Source organism: Lactobacillus amylolyticus DSM 11664 (assembly GCF_000178475.1).
In the GTDB taxonomy this organism is placed as follows: domain Bacteria; phylum Bacillota; class Bacilli; order Lactobacillales; family Lactobacillaceae; genus Lactobacillus; species Lactobacillus amylolyticus.
In genome coordinates this window covers 1-22,514 of record NZ_ADNY01000011.1, presented here as the reverse complement: position 1 = coordinate 22,514, position 22,514 = coordinate 1, and the positions used below count along the sequence as shown (strand labels likewise).

Annotated in this window: 22 protein-coding genes and 1 pseudogene; 6 read left to right on the top strand and 17 right to left on the bottom strand. The window is 37.3% G+C overall.

Going from position 1 to position 22,514, the window contains the following annotated elements:
* Window positions 1-3: 3 nt before the first annotated feature.
* The 6 genes from mraY to HMPREF0493_RS01135 form a co-directional block, all read right to left on the bottom strand.
* Complete coding sequence (mraY, locus tag HMPREF0493_RS01160) at window positions 4-963, bottom strand: phospho-N-acetylmuramoyl-pentapeptide-transferase (RefSeq protein WP_006351413.1); 960 nt, start codon at window positions 961-963, stop codon at window positions 4-6.
* 4 nt (window positions 964-967) lie between these two features.
* The gene (locus HMPREF0493_RS01155; protein ID WP_006351412.1) at window positions 968-3,139 is read right to left on the bottom strand and encodes a penicillin-binding protein; all 2,172 of its coding nucleotides are present in this window, start codon (window positions 3,137-3,139) and stop codon (window positions 968-970) included.
* Entirely contained in the window at window positions 3,139-3,501 is a 363-nt protein-coding gene (ftsL, locus tag HMPREF0493_RS01150) for a cell division protein FtsL (protein ID WP_040456819.1), read from the bottom strand. The genes HMPREF0493_RS01155 and ftsL overlap by 1 nt, the downstream gene beginning before the upstream one ends.
* 13 nt (window positions 3,502-3,514) lie before the next feature.
* Complete coding sequence (gene rsmH / locus HMPREF0493_RS01145) at window positions 3,515-4,462, bottom strand: 16S rRNA (cytosine(1402)-N(4))-methyltransferase RsmH (RefSeq protein ID WP_006351410.1); 948 nt, start codon at window positions 4,460-4,462, stop codon at window positions 3,515-3,517.
* Between the two features lies 1 nt (window position 4,463).
* On the bottom strand, window positions 4,464-4,895 hold the full coding sequence (gene mraZ, locus HMPREF0493_RS01140) for a division/cell wall cluster transcriptional repressor MraZ (protein WP_006351409.1): 432 nt from the start codon (window positions 4,893-4,895) through the stop codon (window positions 4,464-4,466).
* Between the two features lie 179 nt (window positions 4,896-5,074).
* On the bottom strand, window positions 5,075-5,404 hold the full coding sequence (locus HMPREF0493_RS01135; protein WP_006351408.1) for a DUF3397 domain-containing protein: 330 nt from the start codon (window positions 5,402-5,404) through the stop codon (window positions 5,075-5,077).
* A gap of 92 nt (window positions 5,405-5,496) precedes the next feature.
* On the opposite strand from HMPREF0493_RS01135, the gene HMPREF0493_RS08240 reads away from it, so the two are divergent.
* Complete coding sequence (locus tag HMPREF0493_RS08240) at window positions 5,497-5,622, top strand: DUF4044 domain-containing protein (protein ID WP_006351407.1); 126 nt, start codon at window positions 5,497-5,499, stop codon at window positions 5,620-5,622.
* Window positions 5,623-5,668: 46 nt separating this feature from the next.
* Here the strand turns inward: HMPREF0493_RS08240 and mreD are convergent, their stop codons facing one another.
* From mreD to ezrA, 11 genes and pseudogenes are all read right to left on the bottom strand, one after another.
* On the bottom strand, window positions 5,669-6,208 hold the full coding sequence (mreD, locus tag HMPREF0493_RS01130; protein ID WP_006351406.1) for a rod shape-determining protein MreD: 540 nt from the start codon (window positions 6,206-6,208) through the stop codon (window positions 5,669-5,671).
* Complete coding sequence (mreC, locus tag HMPREF0493_RS01125; RefSeq protein WP_006351405.1) at window positions 6,208-7,059, bottom strand: rod shape-determining protein MreC; 852 nt, start codon at window positions 7,057-7,059, stop codon at window positions 6,208-6,210. The genes mreD and mreC overlap by 1 nt, the downstream gene beginning before the upstream one ends.
* Window positions 7,060-7,108: 49 nt before the next feature.
* A complete protein-coding gene (locus HMPREF0493_RS01120) occupies window positions 7,109-8,113 on the bottom strand; it encodes a rod shape-determining protein (RefSeq protein WP_006351404.1) in 1,005 nt (334 codons plus the stop codon).
* 94 nt (window positions 8,114-8,207) lie between these two features.
* Window positions 8,208-8,831: a JAB domain-containing protein gene (locus HMPREF0493_RS01115; protein ID WP_006351403.1), complete on the bottom strand. Its 624-nt coding sequence runs from the start codon at window positions 8,829-8,831 to the stop codon at window positions 8,208-8,210.
* Between the two features lie 31 nt (window positions 8,832-8,862).
* Window positions 8,863-9,543, bottom strand: a complete 681-nt coding sequence (locus HMPREF0493_RS01110; protein ID WP_006351402.1) for an HAD family hydrolase — start codon at window positions 9,541-9,543, stop codon at window positions 8,863-8,865.
* Entirely contained in the window at window positions 9,524-10,801 is a 1,278-nt protein-coding gene (locus HMPREF0493_RS01105) for a bifunctional folylpolyglutamate synthase/dihydrofolate synthase (RefSeq protein ID WP_006351401.1), read from the bottom strand. The genes HMPREF0493_RS01110 and HMPREF0493_RS01105 overlap by 20 nt, the downstream gene beginning before the upstream one ends.
* Before the next feature lies 1 nt (window position 10,802).
* Window positions 10,803-13,442: a valine--tRNA ligase gene (locus tag HMPREF0493_RS01100; RefSeq protein WP_040456815.1), complete on the bottom strand. Its 2,640-nt coding sequence runs from the start codon at window positions 13,440-13,442 to the stop codon at window positions 10,803-10,805.
* Window positions 13,443-13,722: 280 nt separating this feature from the next.
* Window positions 13,723-14,433 (bottom strand): annotated as a pseudogene (locus HMPREF0493_RS01095) (pseudouridine synthase).
* 49 nt (window positions 14,434-14,482) lie between these two features.
* Window positions 14,483-15,700 carry a tRNA uracil 4-sulfurtransferase ThiI gene (thiI, locus tag HMPREF0493_RS01090; RefSeq protein WP_040456843.1) on the bottom strand — a complete coding sequence of 406 codons (1,218 nt, stop codon included), beginning with the start codon at window positions 15,698-15,700 and terminating at the stop codon, window positions 14,483-14,485.
* Window positions 15,701-15,702: 2 nt separating this feature from the next.
* Window positions 15,703-16,863: a cysteine desulfurase family protein gene (locus HMPREF0493_RS01085; protein ID WP_006351396.1), complete on the bottom strand. Its 1,161-nt coding sequence runs from the start codon at window positions 16,861-16,863 to the stop codon at window positions 15,703-15,705.
* A gap of 85 nt (window positions 16,864-16,948) precedes the next feature.
* Complete coding sequence (gene ezrA / locus HMPREF0493_RS01080; RefSeq protein ID WP_040456812.1) at window positions 16,949-18,664, bottom strand: septation ring formation regulator EzrA; 1,716 nt, start codon at window positions 18,662-18,664, stop codon at window positions 16,949-16,951.
* A gap of 282 nt (window positions 18,665-18,946) precedes the next feature.
* Between ezrA and rpsD the strand changes: the two genes are divergently transcribed.
* From rpsD to HMPREF0493_RS01055, 5 genes are all read left to right on the top strand, one after another.
* A complete protein-coding gene (gene rpsD, locus HMPREF0493_RS01075; protein ID WP_006351394.1) occupies window positions 18,947-19,558 on the top strand; it encodes a 30S ribosomal protein S4 in 612 nt (203 codons plus the stop codon).
* An 80-nt stretch (window positions 19,559-19,638) separates the two neighbouring features.
* Window positions 19,639-20,112, top strand: coding sequence for a YueI family protein (locus HMPREF0493_RS01070; protein WP_040456809.1), 474 nt, complete (start codon window positions 19,639-19,641; stop codon window positions 20,110-20,112).
* Window positions 20,112-21,428 (top strand): replication-associated recombination protein A, encoded by a 1,317-nt coding sequence (locus HMPREF0493_RS01065; RefSeq protein ID WP_006351392.1) that lies wholly within the window; start codon window positions 20,112-20,114, stop codon window positions 21,426-21,428. The genes HMPREF0493_RS01070 and HMPREF0493_RS01065 overlap by 1 nt, the downstream gene beginning before the upstream one ends.
* A 313-nt stretch (window positions 21,429-21,741) precedes the next feature.
* Window positions 21,742-22,020, top strand: a complete 279-nt coding sequence (locus HMPREF0493_RS01060) for a hypothetical protein (RefSeq protein WP_006351391.1) — start codon at window positions 21,742-21,744, stop codon at window positions 22,018-22,020.
* Window positions 22,021-22,070: 50 nt separating this feature from the next.
* Window positions 22,071-22,514, top strand: a 444-nt coding sequence (locus tag HMPREF0493_RS01055; RefSeq protein ID WP_006351390.1) for a universal stress protein, incomplete at its 3' end; no start/stop codon positions are given.

The following is a 22,514-nucleotide window of genomic DNA, read 5'->3' as shown; positions in this document are numbered from 1 at the left end:
GTTTTATCCCCAAATACATAAGTAAATAATACTGCCAATCAAACCTATGATCCAAAAGACAATATCGACTTTCCATTCTGACCAGCCTAACATTTCAAAGTGGTGGTGGATTGGCGTCATTTTAAAAATTCTCTTCCCTGTAGTTTGGAAAGAAATAACCTGCAGAATTACACTTGCAGTTTCACAAACAAAGACAATACCAACTAAAAGCAAGGACCATGGTCTGTTAAGAAAGATACTTACAGCTGCTAAACCACCACCAAGGGCCAATGAACCAGCATCTCCCATAAAGATTTTAGCAGGTTTATGGTTGAAGATGAAGAATGCAATTAAACCACCAATTACACTCATACAAAAGATTAAGATAGCTGAATTGTGTTGCTTAAAGGCAAGATAAGCATATGTACCATAAGCTACGATTGATAAACCTGTTGCTAAACCATCCAATCCATCTGAAAGGTTAACAGCATTTGAGAAGCCAACCAACCAGAAAATGATAAAAATAGTGAACAATACAGCACTCTTAACAATGCCAGCAAATGGAATGTATAAGCCAAAGCTGAAATTGTCACTAGCAGCAATTAAAACAATTGCAATCGCAGTCACAATTTGCAAAGCTAATTTTTGCCATGCACGTAAGCCAAGATTACGCTTGTAATAAAGTTTAATACCATCATCCAGGAAGCCGATAATACCGTACCCCAATAATGAAATAATCAAAATCCAAACTGTTTTATTAATTTGATGTTGCCAAGCCGAAACCCAAATAGTGGAAATAACTGCGGCAATTACAAAAATCGTACCTCCCATTGTTGGAGTGCCGGATTTCTTTTTGTGCCATTTAGGTCCTTCATCACGAACTTCTTGTCCTTCATGATGAGAATGCATAAACATAATTAACCATGGCAAGAAAATAGCCGTTAATACCAGTGAACTCACTAGTGCAATAAAGCTTATTACCATCTTGTTACTCCTTTAAATTAATACTAATCTTTTGCCCTGTTTTTATCTTGGTACCAACTTTTAGACTCTGTTTATTAACGGTACCTGAGCCTTTAATCGTTAATTTAACTCCAGTCAAGTTTGCAAACTGATTCAGCTCTTCTAGGCTCCAACCCTTCATGTTTGGACATTTAGCTGTACCATCACCTAGAAGAAGGATAGTTGAACCGGAAGATACTTTTTGTTCCTTTTTGACACCCTGTTTAACAATTTTGTCGCCACTAGAAATCTTTAAAACGTTTAATCCAGCAGCAGTTGCCTTTTTCTTGGCTTTAGCATAAGACGTCTGCGTTAAGCTAGGTGTTTTAACTACTGAAGAACTAGAAGCCGAACTTTCACTTTTAGACATAATGACAACCAGACGCATAACTGGCTTGAAAATCGATGCAAGAATCTTTTCAGCAGATACCGTCATCTTTCTTGGTTGCTTTAATGTCAAATAAACGCAATAACGTGGATTCTTAGTTGGCGTAACACCGACTACTGAGAAGATATAGTTGCTGTCACCAGTTAAATAGCCGCCACCATTTGGTTTAGCAATTTGCGCCGTACCGGTTTTTACTCCCAAACTAATACCTGACATCTTGTATGCATAACCGGTACCAATTTGTTTGTTTAAAACTCGTTTCATATTCTTAATCAACAATTTACGAGTAGCTTTGCTATAAACAGGTTTTCCAACTTTTTTAACTTGGTAGGATTTAATCGTCTTGCCATTTGCATCAGTAATCTTATCAACAAATTGTGGTTTAACCATTTGACCATTATTGCCCAAACTACTGAATGCTTGCATAATTTGCATGACATTGACATTAACACCCTGACCAAAACTCGTTACGGCTTGGTCGGTAACTCCTTTAAAGGAAATCAGTCCTGCTTGTTCGCCTGGCAATGTTACGTCCGTCTTTTTACCAATTCTAAAACGATTCAAATATTTGCGCCAAGTTTTGGCACCCATTGCTTGCTCAATATGAACGAAACCAACGTTACTTGAACGTGGGAATGCTTGAGACAAAGGAATACTTCCCCAACCAGAAGTGAGCCAGTCATGGATTGTCGAGCCACCAACATTTACAGATCCTGAATTGTAGTACTGGTTAGGGTGATAATTGCCACTATTAATAGCCGCAGCCAAAGTCAAGATTTTGAAGACCGAACCAGGTTCATAGGTATCTTGAACCAATATATCTCGATATGATTTAGTTAATCCCTTTTTGGTTTGCGGATTAAAAGTCGGTCTTTGAGAAGCGGCCATTACTTTCCCAGTTTTCATATCTTCAACGACTGCCGTCATACTTACTGGATCATAAGCTTTTTGAACTTCACTCAGTTTTTCTTCCAATAGACTCTGAAGTTGCGAATCAAGCGTCAAATATAAATTGTTTCCGTTCTTTGCAGCTTTAAAGGTCTGAGTTGAATTAGGCGTTTGATTCTCTGAAGCATCAAATGAAGAGATTTCATAACCGTCTGTTCCAGTCAAAGTTTTATTGAACCACGCTTCTAGTCCCATTGTTCCGACAATTGTCTGCGAATTAGTCTTCTTGTTGTATTCTGGTTGAGCTAAACCAACAACGTGCGATGCAAAAACACCATTCGGGTAAAGCCGTGAAGGAGTTTCGATAAATTTAATTCCTGGCAATTTCATCGCTTCAATTTTTTCTTTTTGATCTTTAGTTAAGCCGCTACCGGCAGAACCAAATTGAACTTGAAAGGCTTTAGACTTGGGTGAAAGATACTGTAGAATCTTCTTTTCCGAAATCGGCAAAACCTTTGCCAATTGCTTCGCTGTTTTTTGTTTGTTAACAACGTATTCTGGTTTATTTTTATAATTAATCGAAGACTTGTCTAATATCGCGTAAATTGTATAAAGATGCGAGTCCTCTGCAATTACCAAACCATTGCGATCATAAATCGTGCCTCGATTAGCTTTAAGCACTTGATTGCGCATATAAAGCTGTTTTGTACGAGTCGACAAATTTTGACCTTGGACTGTTTTTGAAATACCGATATATAAAAATCTTCCCACAAACACAAGAAAAACCAAAGCCACGGCTAGTTGGAGAATTCTCCCCACCGTAAAGCGGTAGCCGTGGGCTTTGGATTTTTGTAGTTTTAAACTATTATTTTTCTTTTTCATTAGCGAACTGTCCTAATGTTTTTTTCAATTAACGTTAGACCTTTACTGCGAGCAATCTTCTTCAAGCGTGAAATGGAAGTCAATTCACCAATCTCTTGATTGAGACTAGTGATATTGTTTTGTTTATTGGTAATGGATTGTTCAACACCTGAGAGCTTTTGCTGCGCTGAGGTCGCAGAAATACTTGAAGAAACTAGGAAAACCATCATTCCTAAGGTAATGGCGCTTCCCAATACAACTAAAGTTCTTTCTAGACCAGTCCAACGCACTTGATGTGGATTCGGAGCAATCCGCCTAACTTTAACAGATTTTGGTTCTCTGTTTGGTTCAAATTCAATTCTTCTTGCAGAACTATCAGCCATAAACATTTCCTCTTTATATCTTCTCTGCAACCCGTAGTTTTGCACTGTGTGAGCGGTTGTTGTTTTCCAATTCCAAAGCAGAAGCAGTAATAGGTTTGCGATTCACCAAACGAAGTGTTGGTTTCATTCCATCTGGAATCATCGGCATCCCTCTGGGTACTTCTACTTCAGAGTATTTCTTAAATATTTTTTTAACGATTTTGTCTTCATCAGACTGGAACGTTATTACGCTGATCCGCCCTTTCGGACGTAAAAGCTTAACTGCTTCCTCAAGAGAAGTTTGCAAGACTTCTAATTCATGGTTAACCGCCACTCTTAGAGCCTGAAAACTTTTCTTTGCTGGATGCCCGCCAGTCCTTCGTGCATAAGCAGGAATTGCTTCTTTGATGATATCTACCAGTTCGAAGGTAGTTTCAATTGGCTTTTCTCTGCGTTTTTCAACGATTCGATGAGCAATTTGACGTGAAAATTTTTCATCGCCATATTTGTACAAAATATTTGCCAAATCTCGTTGACTGCTTTGATTTACTAATTGATATGCATCAAGCTCTTTGCTTTGATCCATTCTCATATCTAATCTTGCATTATATCGATACGAAAAACCCCGCTCAGCTTGATCAAATTGTGGTGAAGATACACCTAAGTCATAATAAATGCCATCAATGCCATCTGGATAGCCCAGCTTTACTAGGTCCTGCTCCAAATGACTAAAGTTGTCATGTACGAGTTGTAACCTAGGATTACTATCCTCTTGTAATAAATCAGTAAAGTTCAACTTTGCTGCCTTTATTGCATATTCATCTTGATCAAAACCAATTAGTGTCCCCGTATTCAACTTGCTTAGCAGATATTTCGCATGTCCACCACCGCCGAAAGTTGCATCGACGTAAAGACCACCGTCTTTTGGTTTTAAATTATCTATAGTTTCGTGTAAGAGTACACTGGTGTGTTTGAATTTCATATTATAGTCCAATGTCGTCCAAATCTTCTGCGATGTCATCATAGTTTTCATTAGCAGACTGTGAAAAGTCTTCCCAACGTTCCTTAGACCAAATTTCGATTCGGTTAGAAACACCTACGATAACACATTCTTTTTCAAGCCCGGCGTGTTGTTTTAATGTCTTGGTCAGATTAACACGACCTTGCTTGTCAAATTCGCTTTCCATCGCACCAGAATAAAATAAACGCATAAAATTACGTACATTTCTCTTAGTCAACGGAAGTTGCGCTAATTTGGCTTCAATTTCATGCCATACATCTAATGTATAGCCGAAAATGCAGCCTTCCATTCCTCTGGTAAATACCATTTTGTCACCAATTTGATTACGCAGTTTCGCTGGTATAATCAAGCGACCTTTACTGTCCAAATTATGATGGTATTCACCCATGAACATGGTCTAGCCCCCTCCCACAGAATAATTTACCACAATTCACCACTTCCTACCACACAATGACCTAAAAAGGTCAAATTTTTAAATATTTTTATTTTGATTTAGCTTTTTTGAATAAATAAAAAAACCTTGAAGCTTGATACTTCAAGGTTAATGATCATTCTAATCTAAATGTGGGGATTTTAAGCCATCATCATGCAAATTAAGCCCAAATACCACATCACTGAGCAAAGACTTAAGTAGCCCCATAATTTATGGATAGTCTTGCCTAAAGCAATATTTTTCTCCTTTACTGCAGCTCCAATTGTTAAGACAATTGCCAACAAAAAGAAAAGCAAAAAGCCATACGGCAAAAATGATGGTCTGTTTTGTAAATTAGTAATTAAATTGCAACTTGGGATAAAGAAAAAAGGTAAAACATCGTATCCTTTAAATTGAGCTTTTGGGAAAATCTTCGTAACTAACCCGGCCGCTAAAATTCCTATTACTGGTATCAAAATTATCAAAAGCATTATTTTTCCTCCATCTTTTCTATTCTACCTTTTTACTTCATTGAAAAAAACTGGTAAGAAGAATAAAATGTAACAAATAGGAGGTTTAGTTCATGGCACGTAGAAAGAAAAAGAAGTCCTTTTTTCAAAAGTTAACTATTGTAATGGCACTCTTAATGGCCTTTATTACGCTAGCCGCAATTATCGCGCAAGCTTTAGCTTCTCTTGGAGCTTTTTAAAAACAAAACAAAAAAGACGTAGGAAATAATTTCCTGCGTCTTTTTCTTATTGCCGATAAGCATTCAAATCAACCATAAATGGGTAGTTAGTTGCTAAATTTCCCCAAATCCAGTAAGTCAAAACGAAAAAGATGATAGACCAACCTAGATTTAGCAATAAGCTCATTAACATCATATGAACTGAAACTGTAATTATGCCAACAAGACTTAAAACAACCCAACTATAAAGATCAAGCAAGGTTAAACCCAATAAGACAACCAAAAGACGTGACCAAAATACCTCTGGCAAAAAACGTGCAACTCTTTGGCAAGCCCAACAAGCAAGTGGCAAGAAAACTGTATAAATACCAATAATTCCTAATGTAGAAATATCAGCCACAATGCCTGCTCCAAGAGCTAACCAGATTTCCTTGCTATTGACATCATCAAACAGTCCAATCAGCATAATTCCAATCGGCATGATCCAGCAACTAGCACCGTATGTATTCCAAGTCATAAACTGATGTAAGTATAGTGAGATGCTGCCATCTAAAGTTAAGGCCACAAATAAAGCAATGGCTAATACCCACTCACGAAAAATGCGCATTACTTTGCCACCTTTCTGACAATAACTGAAACAACAGATGGATCATTGATTTCTCCAGCTGGTTTAATATTAATCATGTTTGACAGGCCAAAGGAGTCTCTCGTAGTTGCCTCAACTGTTCCAATTAATAATCCTTTAGGTGAATTGCCACCCATACCGCTGGTATATACTTTTGTACCCTTTTTCAGCTTGTTGCTATCAACTACTTGGGTAAAGGCTAAACCGCCATTGGTATTAACGGTAATAAGTCCGTGGACAGTCTTGCCATTGGTAGCAGTAGCTTGTACGGCAAAACGGTTGGCAGACTTATCCGTTGTTGTAATCAATTCGATTTTTGATGAAGCTGCACTAACCTCAATTACACGGCCAATGACTCCTCCACCACACATGACGGCTTGATTCTTAGCAATACCGCTTGATGATCCTTTATTAATCACTAACAGATCAGACCAAGTATCAGGAGAGCGAGAAATAACAGATGCATTGATTAAACTGTATCCAGTTAACGTATCCTTCAATTTTAAGGCTGCTTTTAACTGCTTATTCTCTGCAGCTAAAGCTTGGTTTCTTGCCTTAGTTTGTCCTAAATCAGTGACTTTGCTCTTTAAATAATCGTTCTCCTGTTGAGTATTTAGAAGACTATTTACATTATTTAAACCACCAGAAATTAAACCTAACGGAACATCGACAATCCTCGAACCAACTGCGACAATATCATTACCGAAGCTTTGAATAAATAAAGGACTATTTCTCTTATTTCTTAAGCTCACGCTTCCGCCTAAAACGGCAATAATAACAATGACAATGATAAATGCAGATAATAACTTTTTGTTTTGTAGAAATTTCTTCATACAGAAATGATCCTATAGAAAAACCGGCTTCAGCCGGATTTTTTAACTTTTATTTACGACTTCTACGCATTACTTCAATATTCTTAAGTGATTCACCAGTACCGATGGCTACACAGTCAAGTGGATCTTGAGCAATAAATACTGGAACTTTGGTAGCTTCTGAAATAACTTCTGGCAAGTTCTTTAACAAAGCACCACCACCAGTTAACACAATACCATGATCGATAACATCAGCTGCAATTTCAGGAGATGTTTGTTCAAGAGTTTCCTTAATTGCAACAATAATGTCTTGAACAACGTCTTGAATTGCTTTAGCAACATCAACTGCTTCAATATCAATTGATTTTGGCAAACCAGTTACTAAATCACGTCCACGAATATTCATTGATTCAATTTCTTCTGCTTTCTTTACGGAAGCTGAACCAATTTGAATCTTAATATCTTCTGCAGTTCTTTCACCAATCAATAAATTGAATTTTGAGTGGATCAAGTTAATGATTGCACTATTAAATTTATCACCAGCTTGACGAATTGAAGTTGATGAAACAATACCACCTAAACCAATAGTAGCAACATCAGTAGTACCACCACCAATGTCAACAACCATTGAACCAGTTGGATCCATAACTGGAAGACCGGCACCAATAGCGGCAGCAAATGGCTCTTCAATTACGAAAGCTTCACGGGCACCAGCAACACGGGCTGCATCAATAACAGCACGCTTTTCAACTTCAGTGACGCCTGATGGAACACAAATCATTACTGAAGGCTTTGACTTGCCAACAGTTTTTTCCATGAAGTATTTAAGCATAGCAGCAGTTGTATCGTAATCGGCAATTACCCCATCCTTCATTGGACGAATTGCACGAATAGTACCTGGGGTTCTACCAATCATTTCCTTGGCTTCTGAACCAATTGCAATAACTTCACCAGTTTGCGTATTTTTAGCAACAACGGAAGGCTCTCTTAAAACAATCCCTTTGCCTTCCATATAAACTAAAGTATTTGCGGTACCTAAATCAATACCAATATTTTTTGAACCTAATCCAAACACGAAAATCTCTCCTTAATACTTGCGGTCTCTGAATCTTGAATAATTATAGCATAAAGTTTACTTAAAGCTGATTTTCGTTCAAATTTTAAAGGATTTAAAACAATTCATTCTCTTTCATGCTTAAGTAATGGCCTTTGCCCAAAATAAAATGATCTAAAAAATTAATTTTCATCAAACCCGCTATTTTAATAAGATCATCCGTCAATTTAAGATCACTTTGTGAAGGCATCAGCTTTCCGCTCGGATGATTGTGAGCAACTATGATACTAGCACAATTAAACAGAACAGCCCACCTAAAAACATCACGCGGATGAACTAAAGAACGATCTAAAGTTCCCTGCGAAATTTTCTTTTCCGCGACAATATGATTGCCGTTATCAATATATAAAACCCAAAACTCTTCTTGCTTATGACCAACTAGTTTATTGGCTAAATAATTTCCAACTTCTCGACTAGAAGTGAAAACTGTATTCCTTTTTGGCTCAGACAGACGCAAACGATCTGCTACTTCTTCAATAGCAACCGCAATCTCCTGATCGCAAGCAGGACCTGAAATATAATTAAACAAATCAGAGAAAGAATACAGTTTTAGCTGCAAAATTTTTTCTTCTAGCTCCGGTAAAGTTTGATATCCTGCATCTTCCAATTGATGAAAAAGGTGAAGCAAGAGTTCTTGATCCGTATTTACAATATAATGATTTGGTTTTGTTTTTTCCATAGAAACCCCCTCATTATTAAATACGGGAAAATCATCTAATTTTTTCTAAAAATTCAAAAAAGTTTTTGCAAATCATCGTGGCATTTGCACGGTCTTTTGCCGAAGGTGCCTTTAAATCGGGAATCATAACCACTTTGATGTCCGCATTTTTAGCAGCTTGCACACCAGTTGATGAATCTTCAAAAACAAGCAAATTTTCTTTAGGTAAATTAATTCTTTTCGCAGCAGCTAGATAAATATCCGGTGCCGGTTTAGCTTTAATATTACCCTTTTGGACATCCAAATAGCTCAAATGAAAATCAAAATAGTTGCGAATTCCTGTTGCCCATAATGCATGTTCAAGTACATCCTCATAATTGCTTGAGGCAATTGCCATTTTCAGGCCTAAAGCTTGAAAACGATCCAAGGCTGCTTGGACACCCGGCTGCAATTTCAATTTTCCTTCATCAGTCCATTGCCAGACTAACTCATCAGTCCTTTTGATAAAACGATCACGCTCAGCAGTCGTTTTAAAATACTTATGATAAAAATCTTGCATTTCCTGAACAGTCGCACCTGTCAATTTTAGATAGCTGTCTTCGGGAATATCAAGCTTTGCCTCTTTTGCAGCTTGAATATTTGAATCCCAGTATAATTTTTCGGAATTAACCAATAATCCGTCTAAATCAAACAGAATGCCTTTAATTTCATCATTAATCCCTTGCACTTGCATTGATTGGATCCTCCACTTGCAATATTGCACTTACTAAATAAAAAGAACCAGTTACTAACAGAATATCATTTTTAGACAATTTATTTTTTAAATTTTGGTAAGCATGGCAATAATTTGCATCGTAGGCATATTTTTCTCTTACTTCAGCGGGAAAATCGTTAAGTTTTGTTGCTCGAGGATATGGAACAGTAGTTAAAGTAACTTTATCCTGGTCTTCAAACAAATCAAAAACTTGTTTTAGATCCTTATCTTTCATCATTGTTACTAGGCAATAAAGGCGACCATCTTTATTTTTAACTTGATGCAAAAACGACAGCAAATTATTCATCGCTTGGATATTATGAGCACCATCTAAAACTATTTTCGGCGCCTTACTAATGATCTGATACCGTCCTGGAATATTGGTTTGATCAATTGCCTTTTCAATCATCTTTTCTTCCAGCGGGAGATGCAATAAATAAAAAGCGGTAACAGCAATAGCGATGTCATAGCTTTCAACTAATGGTCGCTTGGCAAAAACTATTTGATGATTTTTAAAACAGTACTGAATATTTTTGGTTGTCTCAACTGTATAATCCCGGCCTAACAGATAAACTGAAGACTTTGTTTCGTTAGCTTTTTTTAGCAAAATAGGTAAAACTGTTTGCGGAACATTACCTAAAACTACAGGCTTTTTCGACTTAATAATGCCGCTTTTTTCATGAGCAATGTCTTCAATCGTTGGCCCAATAATTTTTTCATGGTCAAGTCCAATGGTTGTAATTACACTAACTTCAGGACAAATAACATTGGTCTTGTCATGTTGGCCGCCAATTCCCACTTCAATCACGGCATAATCACATCTGTTTAAGTAAAAATATTCAAAAGCAAGTGCTGTTTCATATTCAAAAGTAACTAATGCAAAGTTAGGATCGTCTTTTTGCAAAAGTTCGATTTTGCTCTCGACAATATTGGCAACCTTCACTAAATCCGAATTTGGAATGTCTTGACCATTCAGCTGGATTCGCTCATTAAATTCACGAACATAAGGTGAGACAAAAAGACCAGTCTTTTGACCTGCCTTTTGCAGTAAATTGCTTAGATAGTAAGACGTAGAGCCCTTCCCATTAGTTCCTGTCACATGAATTGTCTTCACCTTGTTTTGCGGATCACCTAAAGATGACAAAATCCGTTTAATAAAAGATAAGTCATTTTTCGGATGAAGATGCGGCAAAGAATAAAGATGTTTAATTACATCATGAGCAGTTAAAAACTTCACGCTATTTACTTTCTTTCAATTCTTGAATTCTTTCACGTACACCTGCTAATTGACTTTCGTAATCAGCTTTCTTTTCCTTTTCTTTATTAACAACAGCTTCAGGAGCATGAGCAATAAAGCTTTGGTTAGAAAGTTTCTTAGTTGAACGTTCAACTTCGCCAACTAATCTTGCTTCTTCTTTTTCCATCTTCTTTAATTCGTCGTCAACATTGACCAATTCAGTTAATGGAACAAAGACTTGTGCTCCTGGAATAACAGCCGTCTTAGCAAGTTTTGGTGCTTCAATCTTTTCAGCAACATCAAGCTTCTTTGGGTGTAAGAAGTTTTCAACATATTCGACGTTGTCATCCAAAATATGCTTGTCCTTTTCATCATCCAATTGAATCATAATATCAATTTGTGATGACATTGGAGCATTAACTTCCATTCTAATATTACGAACAGCCTTAATTACTTCAATTAAGAAGGCCATATCTTCATCTGCTTGCTTATTTTCAAATTCCTTATGAGTTTCAGGGAATTTAGCAATCATGATTGATTTGCCTTCATGAGGCATTGATAACCACAATTTTTCAGTTACGAATGGCATAATTGGGTGCATCAAACGCAAGATTTGGTCAAGAATCCAAATTAAGTTTTCTTGCTTTCTAGCCTTTAATTCTTGATCATCACCATTTAAAGCAACCTTAGAAATTTCGATGTACCAGTCACAGAAATCATTCCAGATAAAGTTGTAAAGCTCACGACCAGCTTCACCGAATTTATATTCATCAAACAAACGAATTACTTCGCCGACAACATGGTTAAGGCGATCAAAGATCCAACTGTCAGCCAAATCAAATTTTGAAGTATCTGGCATATGGGCTGGCTTAGCATCTGCTGGCAAGTTCATAATTACGAAACGTGATGCATTCCAAATCTTATTAATAAAGTTCCAAGCAGCAGAAAGCTTCTTTGGATCATAACGAGTATCCTGTCCTGGAGCAGTACCGTTAAGAAGGAACCATCTAAGAGCGTCACAACCGTATTTGTTAACAACGTCCATTGGATCAACACCGTTACCTAATGACTTACTCATTTTGCGGCCTTGTGGATCACGCATTAAACCGTGAAGAACGACATCCTTAAATGGACGCTCATGAGTAAAGTGCAAGCTTTGGAAAATCATTCTTGATACCCAAAAGAAAATGATATCATAGCCAGTTACCAAAGCATTGGTTGGGAAGTAACGCTTAAAGTCATCAGCATTAGTGTCTGGCCAACCCAAAGTAGAAAATGGCCATAAAGCACTTGAGAACCAAGTATCAAGAACATCAGGATCTTGATCCCAATTTTCAATATCTTTAGGTGCTTCCTCACCTACATAGGTTTCACCGGTTTTCTTGTTGTACCAAGCTGGAATTCGGTGACCCCACCATAATTGACGTGAAATACACCAATCATGAACATCACCCATCCATTGTTCCAAAGTATGTTCAAATCTTTCAGGGACAAAGTTAACCTTGCCTTCAGTCTTTTGATTTTCTAGAACTTTTTCAGCAAGGGGCTTCATCTTTACAAACCATTGTTTTGAAAGACGAGGTTCTACTTGAACGCCCGAACGTTCTGAGTGACCAACTGAGTGGACAATTGGGTCAACCTTAATTAAGTAGCCTTGCTTTTTAAGGTCTTCAACTAATTGTTTACGGCAGTCAAAACGATCCATGCCAGCATATTTGCCACATTCTTCATTCATTGTACCGTCATCATTCATAACGTTGATTCTCCTCAAGTTATGACGATTACCTACTTGGAAGTCGTTAGGGTCATGAGCTGGAGTAATCTTTACAAGACCAGTACCAAATTCAGGATCTACGTGTTGATCTTCGATAATTGGAATATGACGACCAACTAAAGGCAAAATCAACTCTTTGCCCACAATATCTTTATATCTTTCATCCCCTGGAGCAACGGCTACTGCCGTATCACCAAACATAGTTTCAGGACGAGTAGTAGCGATTTCTACATAGCCGGAACCATCAACAAATGGATACTTAATATGGTAAAAGTCACCCTTGTCATCCTTGTGAATAACCTCAATATCACTCAAAGCAGTTTCAAGCTTTGGATCCCAGTTAATGATATATTCACCACGATAAATCAGGCCTTCATTATAAAGCTGCACGAAAACCTTTCTAACAGCTTTTGATAAACCTTTATCAAGAGTGAATCTTTCACGTGAATAATCAAGTGAAAGACCCATTTTGGCCCATTGACCTTTAATAATATTTGCGTATTCGTCTTTCCATTCCCAGACCTGCTTTAAGAACTTTTCTCGACCTAATTGGTGCCGATCAATTCCTTGTTCACGCAAACGTGCCTCAACCTTAGCTTGAGTGGCAATGCCGGCATGGTCCATGCCAGGAAGGTAAAGAGTATCATAGCCTTGCATTCTCTTAAATCTAATTAAAGTATCTTGAATTGCCGTATCCCAAGCGTGACCCAAGTGCAACTTGCCAGTTACATTTGGTGGTGGAATAACAATCGAATATGGGTGAGCTTTTTTGTCACCAGATGGCTTAAATAAATCTTCATCAAGCCATTTTTGATATCTGCCTTTTTCAACCTCATTTGGGTTGTATTTAGGTGCTAAATCTGTCATTAATTTTTCCTCCAATAAAAAAGTCCTAGACATAATGTCTAGGACGATTTACTAACCGCGGTACCACCTACGTTAAGCATTTAAAATGCTTCTCTTAAAGCGATAACGGCGCTGAAGTGTCCGGATCAGCCTACTGAATTTCAACTGATCAGCTAATCAAGCTACAAATCAACTTTCGGCCTCTCAGCTGTATGGCTTTTCTCTGTTAATAAAGTTGATACCTCTTGATCATTGCTGTTGCATTTGATTATAGCATGAATCTTTTTAAGAAAAAAGTTTATTATCTAATCTGCTGAATCCTTTCTGGACTTAAAGTACAATACTCACCACGTTTTAAATCAGGTGGCAAACGCAAATTACCCATCGCAATTCGATCTAATTCTATAGCCTTCATCCCCACTGCAGCAAATATGCGCTTAATTTGATGGTATTTTCCTTCCTGAATTTTGATTTCAATCTGTGAAGTATCTTCTTTTTCATCTTGACTTAAAATCTTTAATGTAGCTGGCTTTAGTTTTGTATCATCACCCAAAGTCATTCCGGAAGCAAAGGTTTTGACTGTTTCTTCATTAATCGGACCGGCTATTTTGGCGCGATAAATTTTATCGACATGCTTGCCTGGAGCTAGCAATTCATGATTTAGCTGTCCATCATTAGTAAGTAAAAGCAGACCAGTTGTATCTTTATCAAGGCATCCTACCGGACTAATTCCTTGATAGCGGTCTGTATTTTTTAGTAAGGAAATCACAGTCCGCTGACTTCGATCTTCTGTCGCAGATAAAACGTCTTTGGGTTTATTCATTAAAAATAATGGAACTTTTGATAGGCAATCTCTTCTTCACCAACCAAGACCTGATCGTTTTCGTTTACTTTTTTCTTTTGGCGTTGTTACCGGGTGCCCATTTACACTCACAATCACGGATTTAATTAATTTATGCACGTCCTTGCGTGAACCAACATTCATATTGGCCAAATACTTATCAATTCGCATTCGTCTTTACCTAACAAAAAAGCTAGAAGTTGTCCTTCTAGCCTTATCTTTATAATAGATCTTTATCTTCTTGAGCCTTGTCATCCAAAAACTTTTGATTTGGATAAATTGGGGTAACCTCAATGCTATCCATTGCTCGTTGAATCATGCCTTCAGCATCTAAACGATCTTCATAGGCACGAGCCTTATCCAACTTTGGCTTAGTCTTAGGACGAGGTGGAGCAAAAATCGTACAACAATCTTCAAATGGTTGAATTGAAAGATCAAAAGTACCAATTTTTTCCGCCCTGTCAATGATTTCAGTCTTGTCCATTGTAGCTACTGGACGAATAACTGGTGTTGTAGTGACATCATTAATTGCTACCATAGATTGCAAAGTCTGAGAAGCAACTTGGCCCACGGATTCACCATTGAAGATTGCCAATCCGCCTCTTTTGGCTCTAATTCGATCTGCCAATTGAAGCATGAAGCGGCGCTGAACTGTCATTAAGTAGCCTTCAGGAATCTTCTCTTTGATGGTTTCCTGAATTTCAGCAAACGGCACAGCAATAAAGTTGATCTTGCCACAGTAATTGGCCAAAATCCCTGTCAATTCCTTTGCCTTAGCCAATGCCTTTTCAGTTGTGTAAGGTGGACTGAAGAAGTGAACCATTTCGATTTCTACTCCACGTTTCATAGCAAGGTATGATGCTACAGGAGAGTCAATTCCGCCAGACAGCATCATAACTGCTTTACCTGCAGTTCCTACTGGCATTCCGCCAATTCCGTGCAGCATTTGGTTAGAAATATAGATTGCATCAGATCTGACTTCGATTCTTAAAACCAAATCTGGATGCTTCATTTCAGCCTTCAAATTATCCATATGGTCATACAGATAGTCGCCAACCAAGTTGTTTAGCTGATTGGTATCATATTCAAAGCGGTGATCAGCCCGTTTGGTATTGATTTTGAAAGTCATGCCATCCTTAAAAGTTTCCTGCATCAAAGCCAAAGATGTTTCTTCAATATCTTTTAAAGTTCTGGGTACCTTAATAGCTGGCGAATATGTTTGAATTCCGAAAACCTTTTTTAATCGCTTATCAATTTGCTCAAAAGGTGCACCGTTTAAAACAATATGCATCCGATCATGGCGTGGATGAATTTCAATTTCAGGAAAATCACGCAAAACTTTAGTAACATTGCCGGCTAAACGGCCAATGAAATCTTTGCGGTTTTTACCCTTAGTTGATAATTCTCCATACCGAATCATAACTTCAGTATACTTAATCATTAATTCTCTCCTAAGTGATTTATTTTAGCAAAATGATGATATATCTTATCAAATACTTCAATAAATTGATCAGCTTCTGCTAAAGTATTTGTTTCATCAAAACTAAGACGAATTGCACTTGTTGCTATTTTATCATCAACTCGCATTGCAACCAAGGTGCTAGCTTCATCTGCAGTCTTGGATGCACAAGCAGATGTAGTTGAAACATATATATCCTGATCTTCCAAGGTATGGACTAGAGTTTCTCCTCTAATTCCTTCTAATGAAAAACAAAGAATATGTGGTGCAAAAACCGCATTGGCTGGTGAGAAGATTTTAATTCCTGGTTTATCTTGCAAGTAGTCAATGATCTTTTCCTTAATTGCTTCCTCTTTGGCAGCCTTTTCTGGCTCATTTTCTAACAAAAGACGAATTGCTTTTGCCATGCCCGCGATCGCAGGTAAATTTTCAGTTCCTGAACGCAGACCTTTTTCTTGACCGCCGCCATCGTGAAGCGGAGTCAGCATTTTGCCCTCTTTTTTATACAGAACTCCAATGCCTCGTGGAGCATGAAACTTATGTGCAGATAAACTCGTTAAATCAACTCTAGGCGTAAAAACTTTATCCCAAATATTTTTACCTAACGCCTGAACATTATCAACATGAAATTGAATTGTCGGGTAATTGCTTAATAAATCGCTAATTTCTTCAATCGGTTGAATCGTTCCGATTTCATTATTAACACCCATAATTGAAACAAGCGTTGTGTCTGAATCAATGGCATTGCGTAAATCATTAACATTAACGCGGCCATCTTTATCAACCGGCAGACGAGTTACACGGTAGCCCAAATTTTGCAAACTAGTGAAAGCATTAGCCACTGAAGCATGTTCTACACTGGAAGTAATAATGTGTTTACCAAATTCGCGTTTCTGAAAAGCTGTTCCCTTAATTGCTGTGTTATTGGACTCAGTTCCACCGGAAGTAAAGAAAATTTCGTGTTGCTTAACGCCCAACAAATCAGCAATTTGCTTGCGTGAAGCTTCCAAAAGCTGATGGGCACGATCTCCCATCTTATGCAAACTTGATGGATTGCCCCAAATTTCAGTTGCAACTTTATCATAAGTAGCTAAAACACTAGGATCAATTTTAGTCGTTGCACTATTATCAAAATAAATCAAAATTAGTCACTCCTCTAAAAAAGCGGTCAAAAAATTGACCGTTTAATGACTTATAAAGTGTAACTTAAATAAAAGTAAGCTTCAATTATTTGTTATTCTTTTCTGAATAATATGAATTTTCCAATCTTTGGTAAGCACCTGGCTCAGCTTTTTCAAGCGCAGTTGCGATAGTATCAAGAGCGTTCTTATAATCATAGTTTCTTTGATATAGCTTCATTGCCTTATCTTGTGCCTTTTGAATTGCATCCCGATCAGAATACTTGTTGGAATATTGCATCGTCAGTTCAACTAGATTAGCGGAATTAATAATATCATCAGCTTCGCGTTTTAACCGTTCAACGTCATCAGAAATTTGAATCAATTCATTTGAAATTTTTTCCATATTAATACGAACTTCGCTTAATTGTTCACTGACATGACCAATTTCATTAACCACTAAAGTATACATTTGAACAAAGCTATCTGGATTTCCAGGTAGTTTGCGCCGTTGCAAACGACGATATACTAATGAAACTTCTTGCTTAAAATGCTTGATTGAATCATTAGCGACGTTTTCTGAATCATATAAGCCATCGACATCTTGTGACATTTGCTTTTGTTCGGCATCAATCTGACGCAGACGATCCAGCATAGCCAACCATGAATTTTGAATTTCTGAGTAAACGCCCTTACCATCAGCAATATTTTGCGTATCAACGGTATATTGCCGATTCATATCATTGACTTCTTGTTCTAGGTGTTTGCTTTCATCTAATTCACCGTGAGTTAATTCATAGCTTTCATCAATATGACGCAATTTTTCAACTAATTTTTTAGAAGCAATTTGTTGATGTGAGATCAGCGTGAACATCTTGCTTTGGTTTTCTTCGACAAATGGCCGTGCTTTATATTCTGTTGCTAAAACATTGTATAAATCATCGATTTGAGAAGCAATCTTCTTATTTTCCTTATCAAGTTCATCAATCTTCAATCCAGCAAGCAGGTTGCGTGCTGAATCAATTTCTTCATGAATCTTTTTAATTTCATCAAGCACATTAACCTTATTAATGTAAAACTTTTCTGAAATCATCTTTTTGTAGGCATCTGAAAGCTCACTTAATTGATCTTGAAAGACGGTTTCAAGCTGGTGCTCTGCTTCTTTGATTTTTGGCAATTGCTCTTTCAACTCGTTTAAGGCTACTTTGATCTTGGTTAAAACCCGCTTAGCTTCGACGTGATCGCCTTGAGAAGACAGGTTTTTAGCTTCATCAAAATCGCTTTCCATTGAACTTAACTTATTTTCAAGTTGATTAAGTGCGCTACCGTAATTAAAAGAATCAGCAAGAATATTCTTTCGCATTGAACGGTAGGTTTTAATTAAAGCATCATATTGCAGCTGATTTTCCCGATTAGATTCAAGTAGATCATTAAAGACGTCGTGCGTATTTTTCATATCATCAAGCGTACTATTAATAATTTCTTGAGCTTTTTTAATATTTTTGCGTGCCTTAAACAAGTGATAAGAAGCATTCTCGTCAGCAGCTAGTTCAAGTAAATGCTGTACTTCCGGTATTTTAGAAGTTGCGGCATCTTGATAGCACTTGCGCCAAGTGTTGAGCGTAGTTAAACTCTCACCTGCTAAGTCCATCTTATCCAGTCGTTTAATATCACGTTCCAAATGCATTTTGGCAATTTTGTCAACTGAATTGTCAATAGCTTCAATTTCATGCAAATGCTTGCGATTTTGAATAATAATAAATCCAACAATCAAGATTATTAAAATAATGATCGCAATTATAATTAAGGTTTGAACTGATGACATTGTATATCCTCCAAAACTACCATAATTATACCAAAACACAGAAAAAACGGGATAAAAGCGAGCCTTTTCTTGATTTATTCTTATCTGCCTTTTATAATAGTATTCGTGTAAAATATTTGCAGCTATAAGTGACAAGAACGTCAACATCTCAATACGCTATCTAGTGAACGAGTAACCCACGCTGCAACGGGCGAAAATGAAAATTGAGATGCACGAATGTTGAACTTATTTGTGATATTTTACTCCAAAAATTATTATTAGATTTTATTGGAGGATTTATTTATGTCAAGATATACAGGTCCAAGTTGGAAACGTTCAAGAAGATTAGGTGTTTCACTTTCTGGTACTGGTAAGGAAATTGCTCGTCGTAACTACGCTCCAGGTCAACATGGTACTAACAGCCGTGGTCGTTTATCAGAATATGGTGAACAATTACACGAAAAGCAAAAGTTACGTTGGGCATACGGCTTGAACGAACGCCAATTTAGAGCTTTGTTCGCTCGTGCTGGTAAGATTCGTGAAGGTCAACACGGTACTAACTTCATGATTTTGCTTGAACGTCGTTTGGACAACATCGTTTACCGTCTTGGCTTGGCAACTACTAGAGAACAAGCAAGACAATTGGTAAACCACGGTCACATCACAGTTGATGGCAAGCGTGTTGATATTCCTTCATACGAAGTTAAGGTTGGTCAAACAATCGGCTTGAAGGAAAAGTCAAAGAACTTGCAACAAGTTAAGGATGCCCTTGATGCGGTTACTGCACGTCCATCATACGTTGCCTTTGATGATAACAAGATGGAAGGGAGCCTTGTTCGTTTACCAGAACGTGACGAAATGGATCCTAACGTTAACGAAGCTCTTGTTGTTGAATGGTACAACAAGTTACTTTAATTTTTACGTTACATTCAAAGAAAACCTTTCCCCTATGGGAAAGGTTTTTTCTTGCTATAATTTTAATCGAGGTGAAAAAAATGACGCAAGATTTAAGTAAGCGTGTTGAGCAAGCTGCTCAAGGAATTACTCCCCAAACTAAACCCGATGAGCGAAGAAGATATTTAGGTTCTTTACGCGAACGAGTTTTAGTAAGAATGAATAATACTGAAATTAAAGATCCAAATTTAACAGCTTTGTTTTTAGAACATATTGATGACTATCAAGGCTATACCGTTTTAATCAATGGCAATATCGAAGATAATTCATTTTTAGGAAAAATCGAAGGTCTTTGCAGCCAAAAAAATATTCCATTCACATTAATTAATGATGATTCAGCTAAAACAGGTCCACAGGATACAGCTGTGTTGGTTGTCGCCAAGACGGCAATTAATAAAATGCGCGTTGAAATCAATCAGGTTTACCCTTCCGAACTACCTAAAGAAGAACTGACCTCATCAAGTACACAAAAGAAAGGCAGCTTTTGGCATCGTCTTTTCCACGGTAATAAATAATGAAACCATTAGCTTACAGAATGCGACCACAAAATCTTGATGAAGTTGTTGGACAGCAACATTTAATTGGACCAGGCAAAATCATTCGCCGGATGGTCGAAGCCAAATTACTATCATCCATGATCTTGTATGGTCCTCCTGGAATTGGAAAAACCAGCATTGCCAGTGCAATTGCCGGTTCAACCAAATATGCCTTTAGAAAACTAAACGCGGCCACAGATAGCAAGAAGCAGTTGCAACAAGTAGCAGAAGAAGGCAAAATGAGCGGTACAGTAATTTTGCTGCTCGATGAAATTCACCGTCTCGACAAAACAAAACAGGATTTTTTATTGCCATTGCTAGAATCCGGACAAATTATCCTTATTGGTGCAACAACTGAGAATCCATATATTGCTATCTCTCCCGCTATTCGTTCACGCTGTCAAATTTTTGAATTAAAGCCTCTGTCAGAAGATGATGCAGACAAGGCAATTCAACGCGCGTTGCATGATCAGGAAAACGGCTTGGGCAAATATAATGTTACCTTAACCAAGGATGCTGAAAAATTATTGATAGAAAAAGGAAACGGTGATCTGCGTACTACCTTAAATGGCCTGGAATTGGCTGTTTTATCAACTAAACAAGAACTCCAGGAAGCTGGAAAAGAAAATCAGTATTTTACGATTAATCAACAAGAAATGGCTAATTCAATTCAAATGAAGAGCCAAAATTTTGACGCTAGTGGAGATGGTCATTACGATCTGGTTTCTGCTTTTCAAAAATCAATTCGTGGATCCGACGTCGATGCTTCCTTGCATTATCTAGCACGTTTGATCGATTCTGGAGATTTAATCTCAATTTGTCGCCGTCTTTCAGTAATTGCTTATGAAGATATTGGCTTAGCCAATCCTGCAGCGTGTCAACATGCTGTAATCGCTATTCAAGCTGCTCAACAATTAGGTTTTCCTGAAGCGAGAATTCCATTAGCAAACGCAGTGATTGAATTGGCTCTTTCGCCAAAAAGCAATAGCGCTATTTCTGCTATTGATGAAGCAATTGCTGACGTACAAAATAAAAATGTCGGTTCTATTCCAGCCAGTCTAAAGGATGCTCATTATAAAGGAGCAAAAAAGTTAAATCATGGTGTCGATTATATTTATCCGCATGACTTTCCTAATGATTGGATTGCGCAACAATATTTGCCAGATAATTTATTAAATACACATTATTTTAAGCCAAAGGGCAATTCAAAAATTGAAAAAGGTCTACTCACCACTTACAAAACATTGAAAAAGATGCAAGCGGATGGACTTATGAAAAAGACTAAGAATCAATAATGGAAAGGCTTTCTATTTTCTTGACAAGCGACATAAACTTTCGTAACATAATAAGTGATCTGAGTTGATCGACAAGCTTAAATGTATAAAGTTGACCGATCAAACTATAAGACGTGGGAGCTAGTAAATAACTACCGAATCGGAATACTGACTTGTTTCAGGATCCATATTCGCTGTGATACTAGTTCAGAAATTGAACATTGCGGGTTCAACAAGCGTCATTATGCTATGTTCAGTCAGCTCAGATTTCCTTAGATAATTAAGAGGACGGTCGTGATGACCGCCCTTTTTTATATATTGGAGTGAATTTTTAATGATCATTAAAATCGCAATGATAGTCTTTATTATATTGCTGCTTTTGACTGCATGGTACATGTGGCACCGTCGCAGCGGTCAATTTTTAATCTACGATGTAGGAAGTCATCCAGAACTGGAAAAAGCCTTAACCTGGACTTCCATTGCCTTAATGTGCGAAAGTGTGCTGGGTCTGATTATCGTCTTTTTTGGCAACAAATATATGAATTTGATTACCATTGCATTGGCCTGCTTGACTATTTTAATTTTTGGCTTATTATTTAATCAAAACAATTAATAACATGTTAGTAAATTTGGTAAAATAGATGTAGGAAGAGGTGCTTATAAATGCTTACACAATATCAACACATTCAAGTTTCTGTTGATGGCTCAAAAGAGGCTGATCTCGCTTTCAGTAAAGCCGTTGCTATCGCTAAACGTAATGGTGCTAAACTAGAAATTCTGCACGTAATTGATACTAGATCATTCCAAAATGTTTCTAGTTTTGATTCAGCTATGGTTGAACAAGTTTCTGAAGATGCCAAAAAGTACATGGAAGAATATTACCAACGTGCACAAAAAGCTGGAGTAAAGGATGTTCATTATTCAATAGAATTTGGTTCACCCAAGACCATTATTGCTCATGATTTTCCTAAAAAGCACAATATTGATTTAATCGTTGTCGGAGCAACTGGTCTAAATGCGATTGAACGTTTATTGATCGGTAGTGTCACTGAATATGTCACTAGAACTGCAAATTGCGATGTCTTGGTTTGTCGTACTAAGGAAATC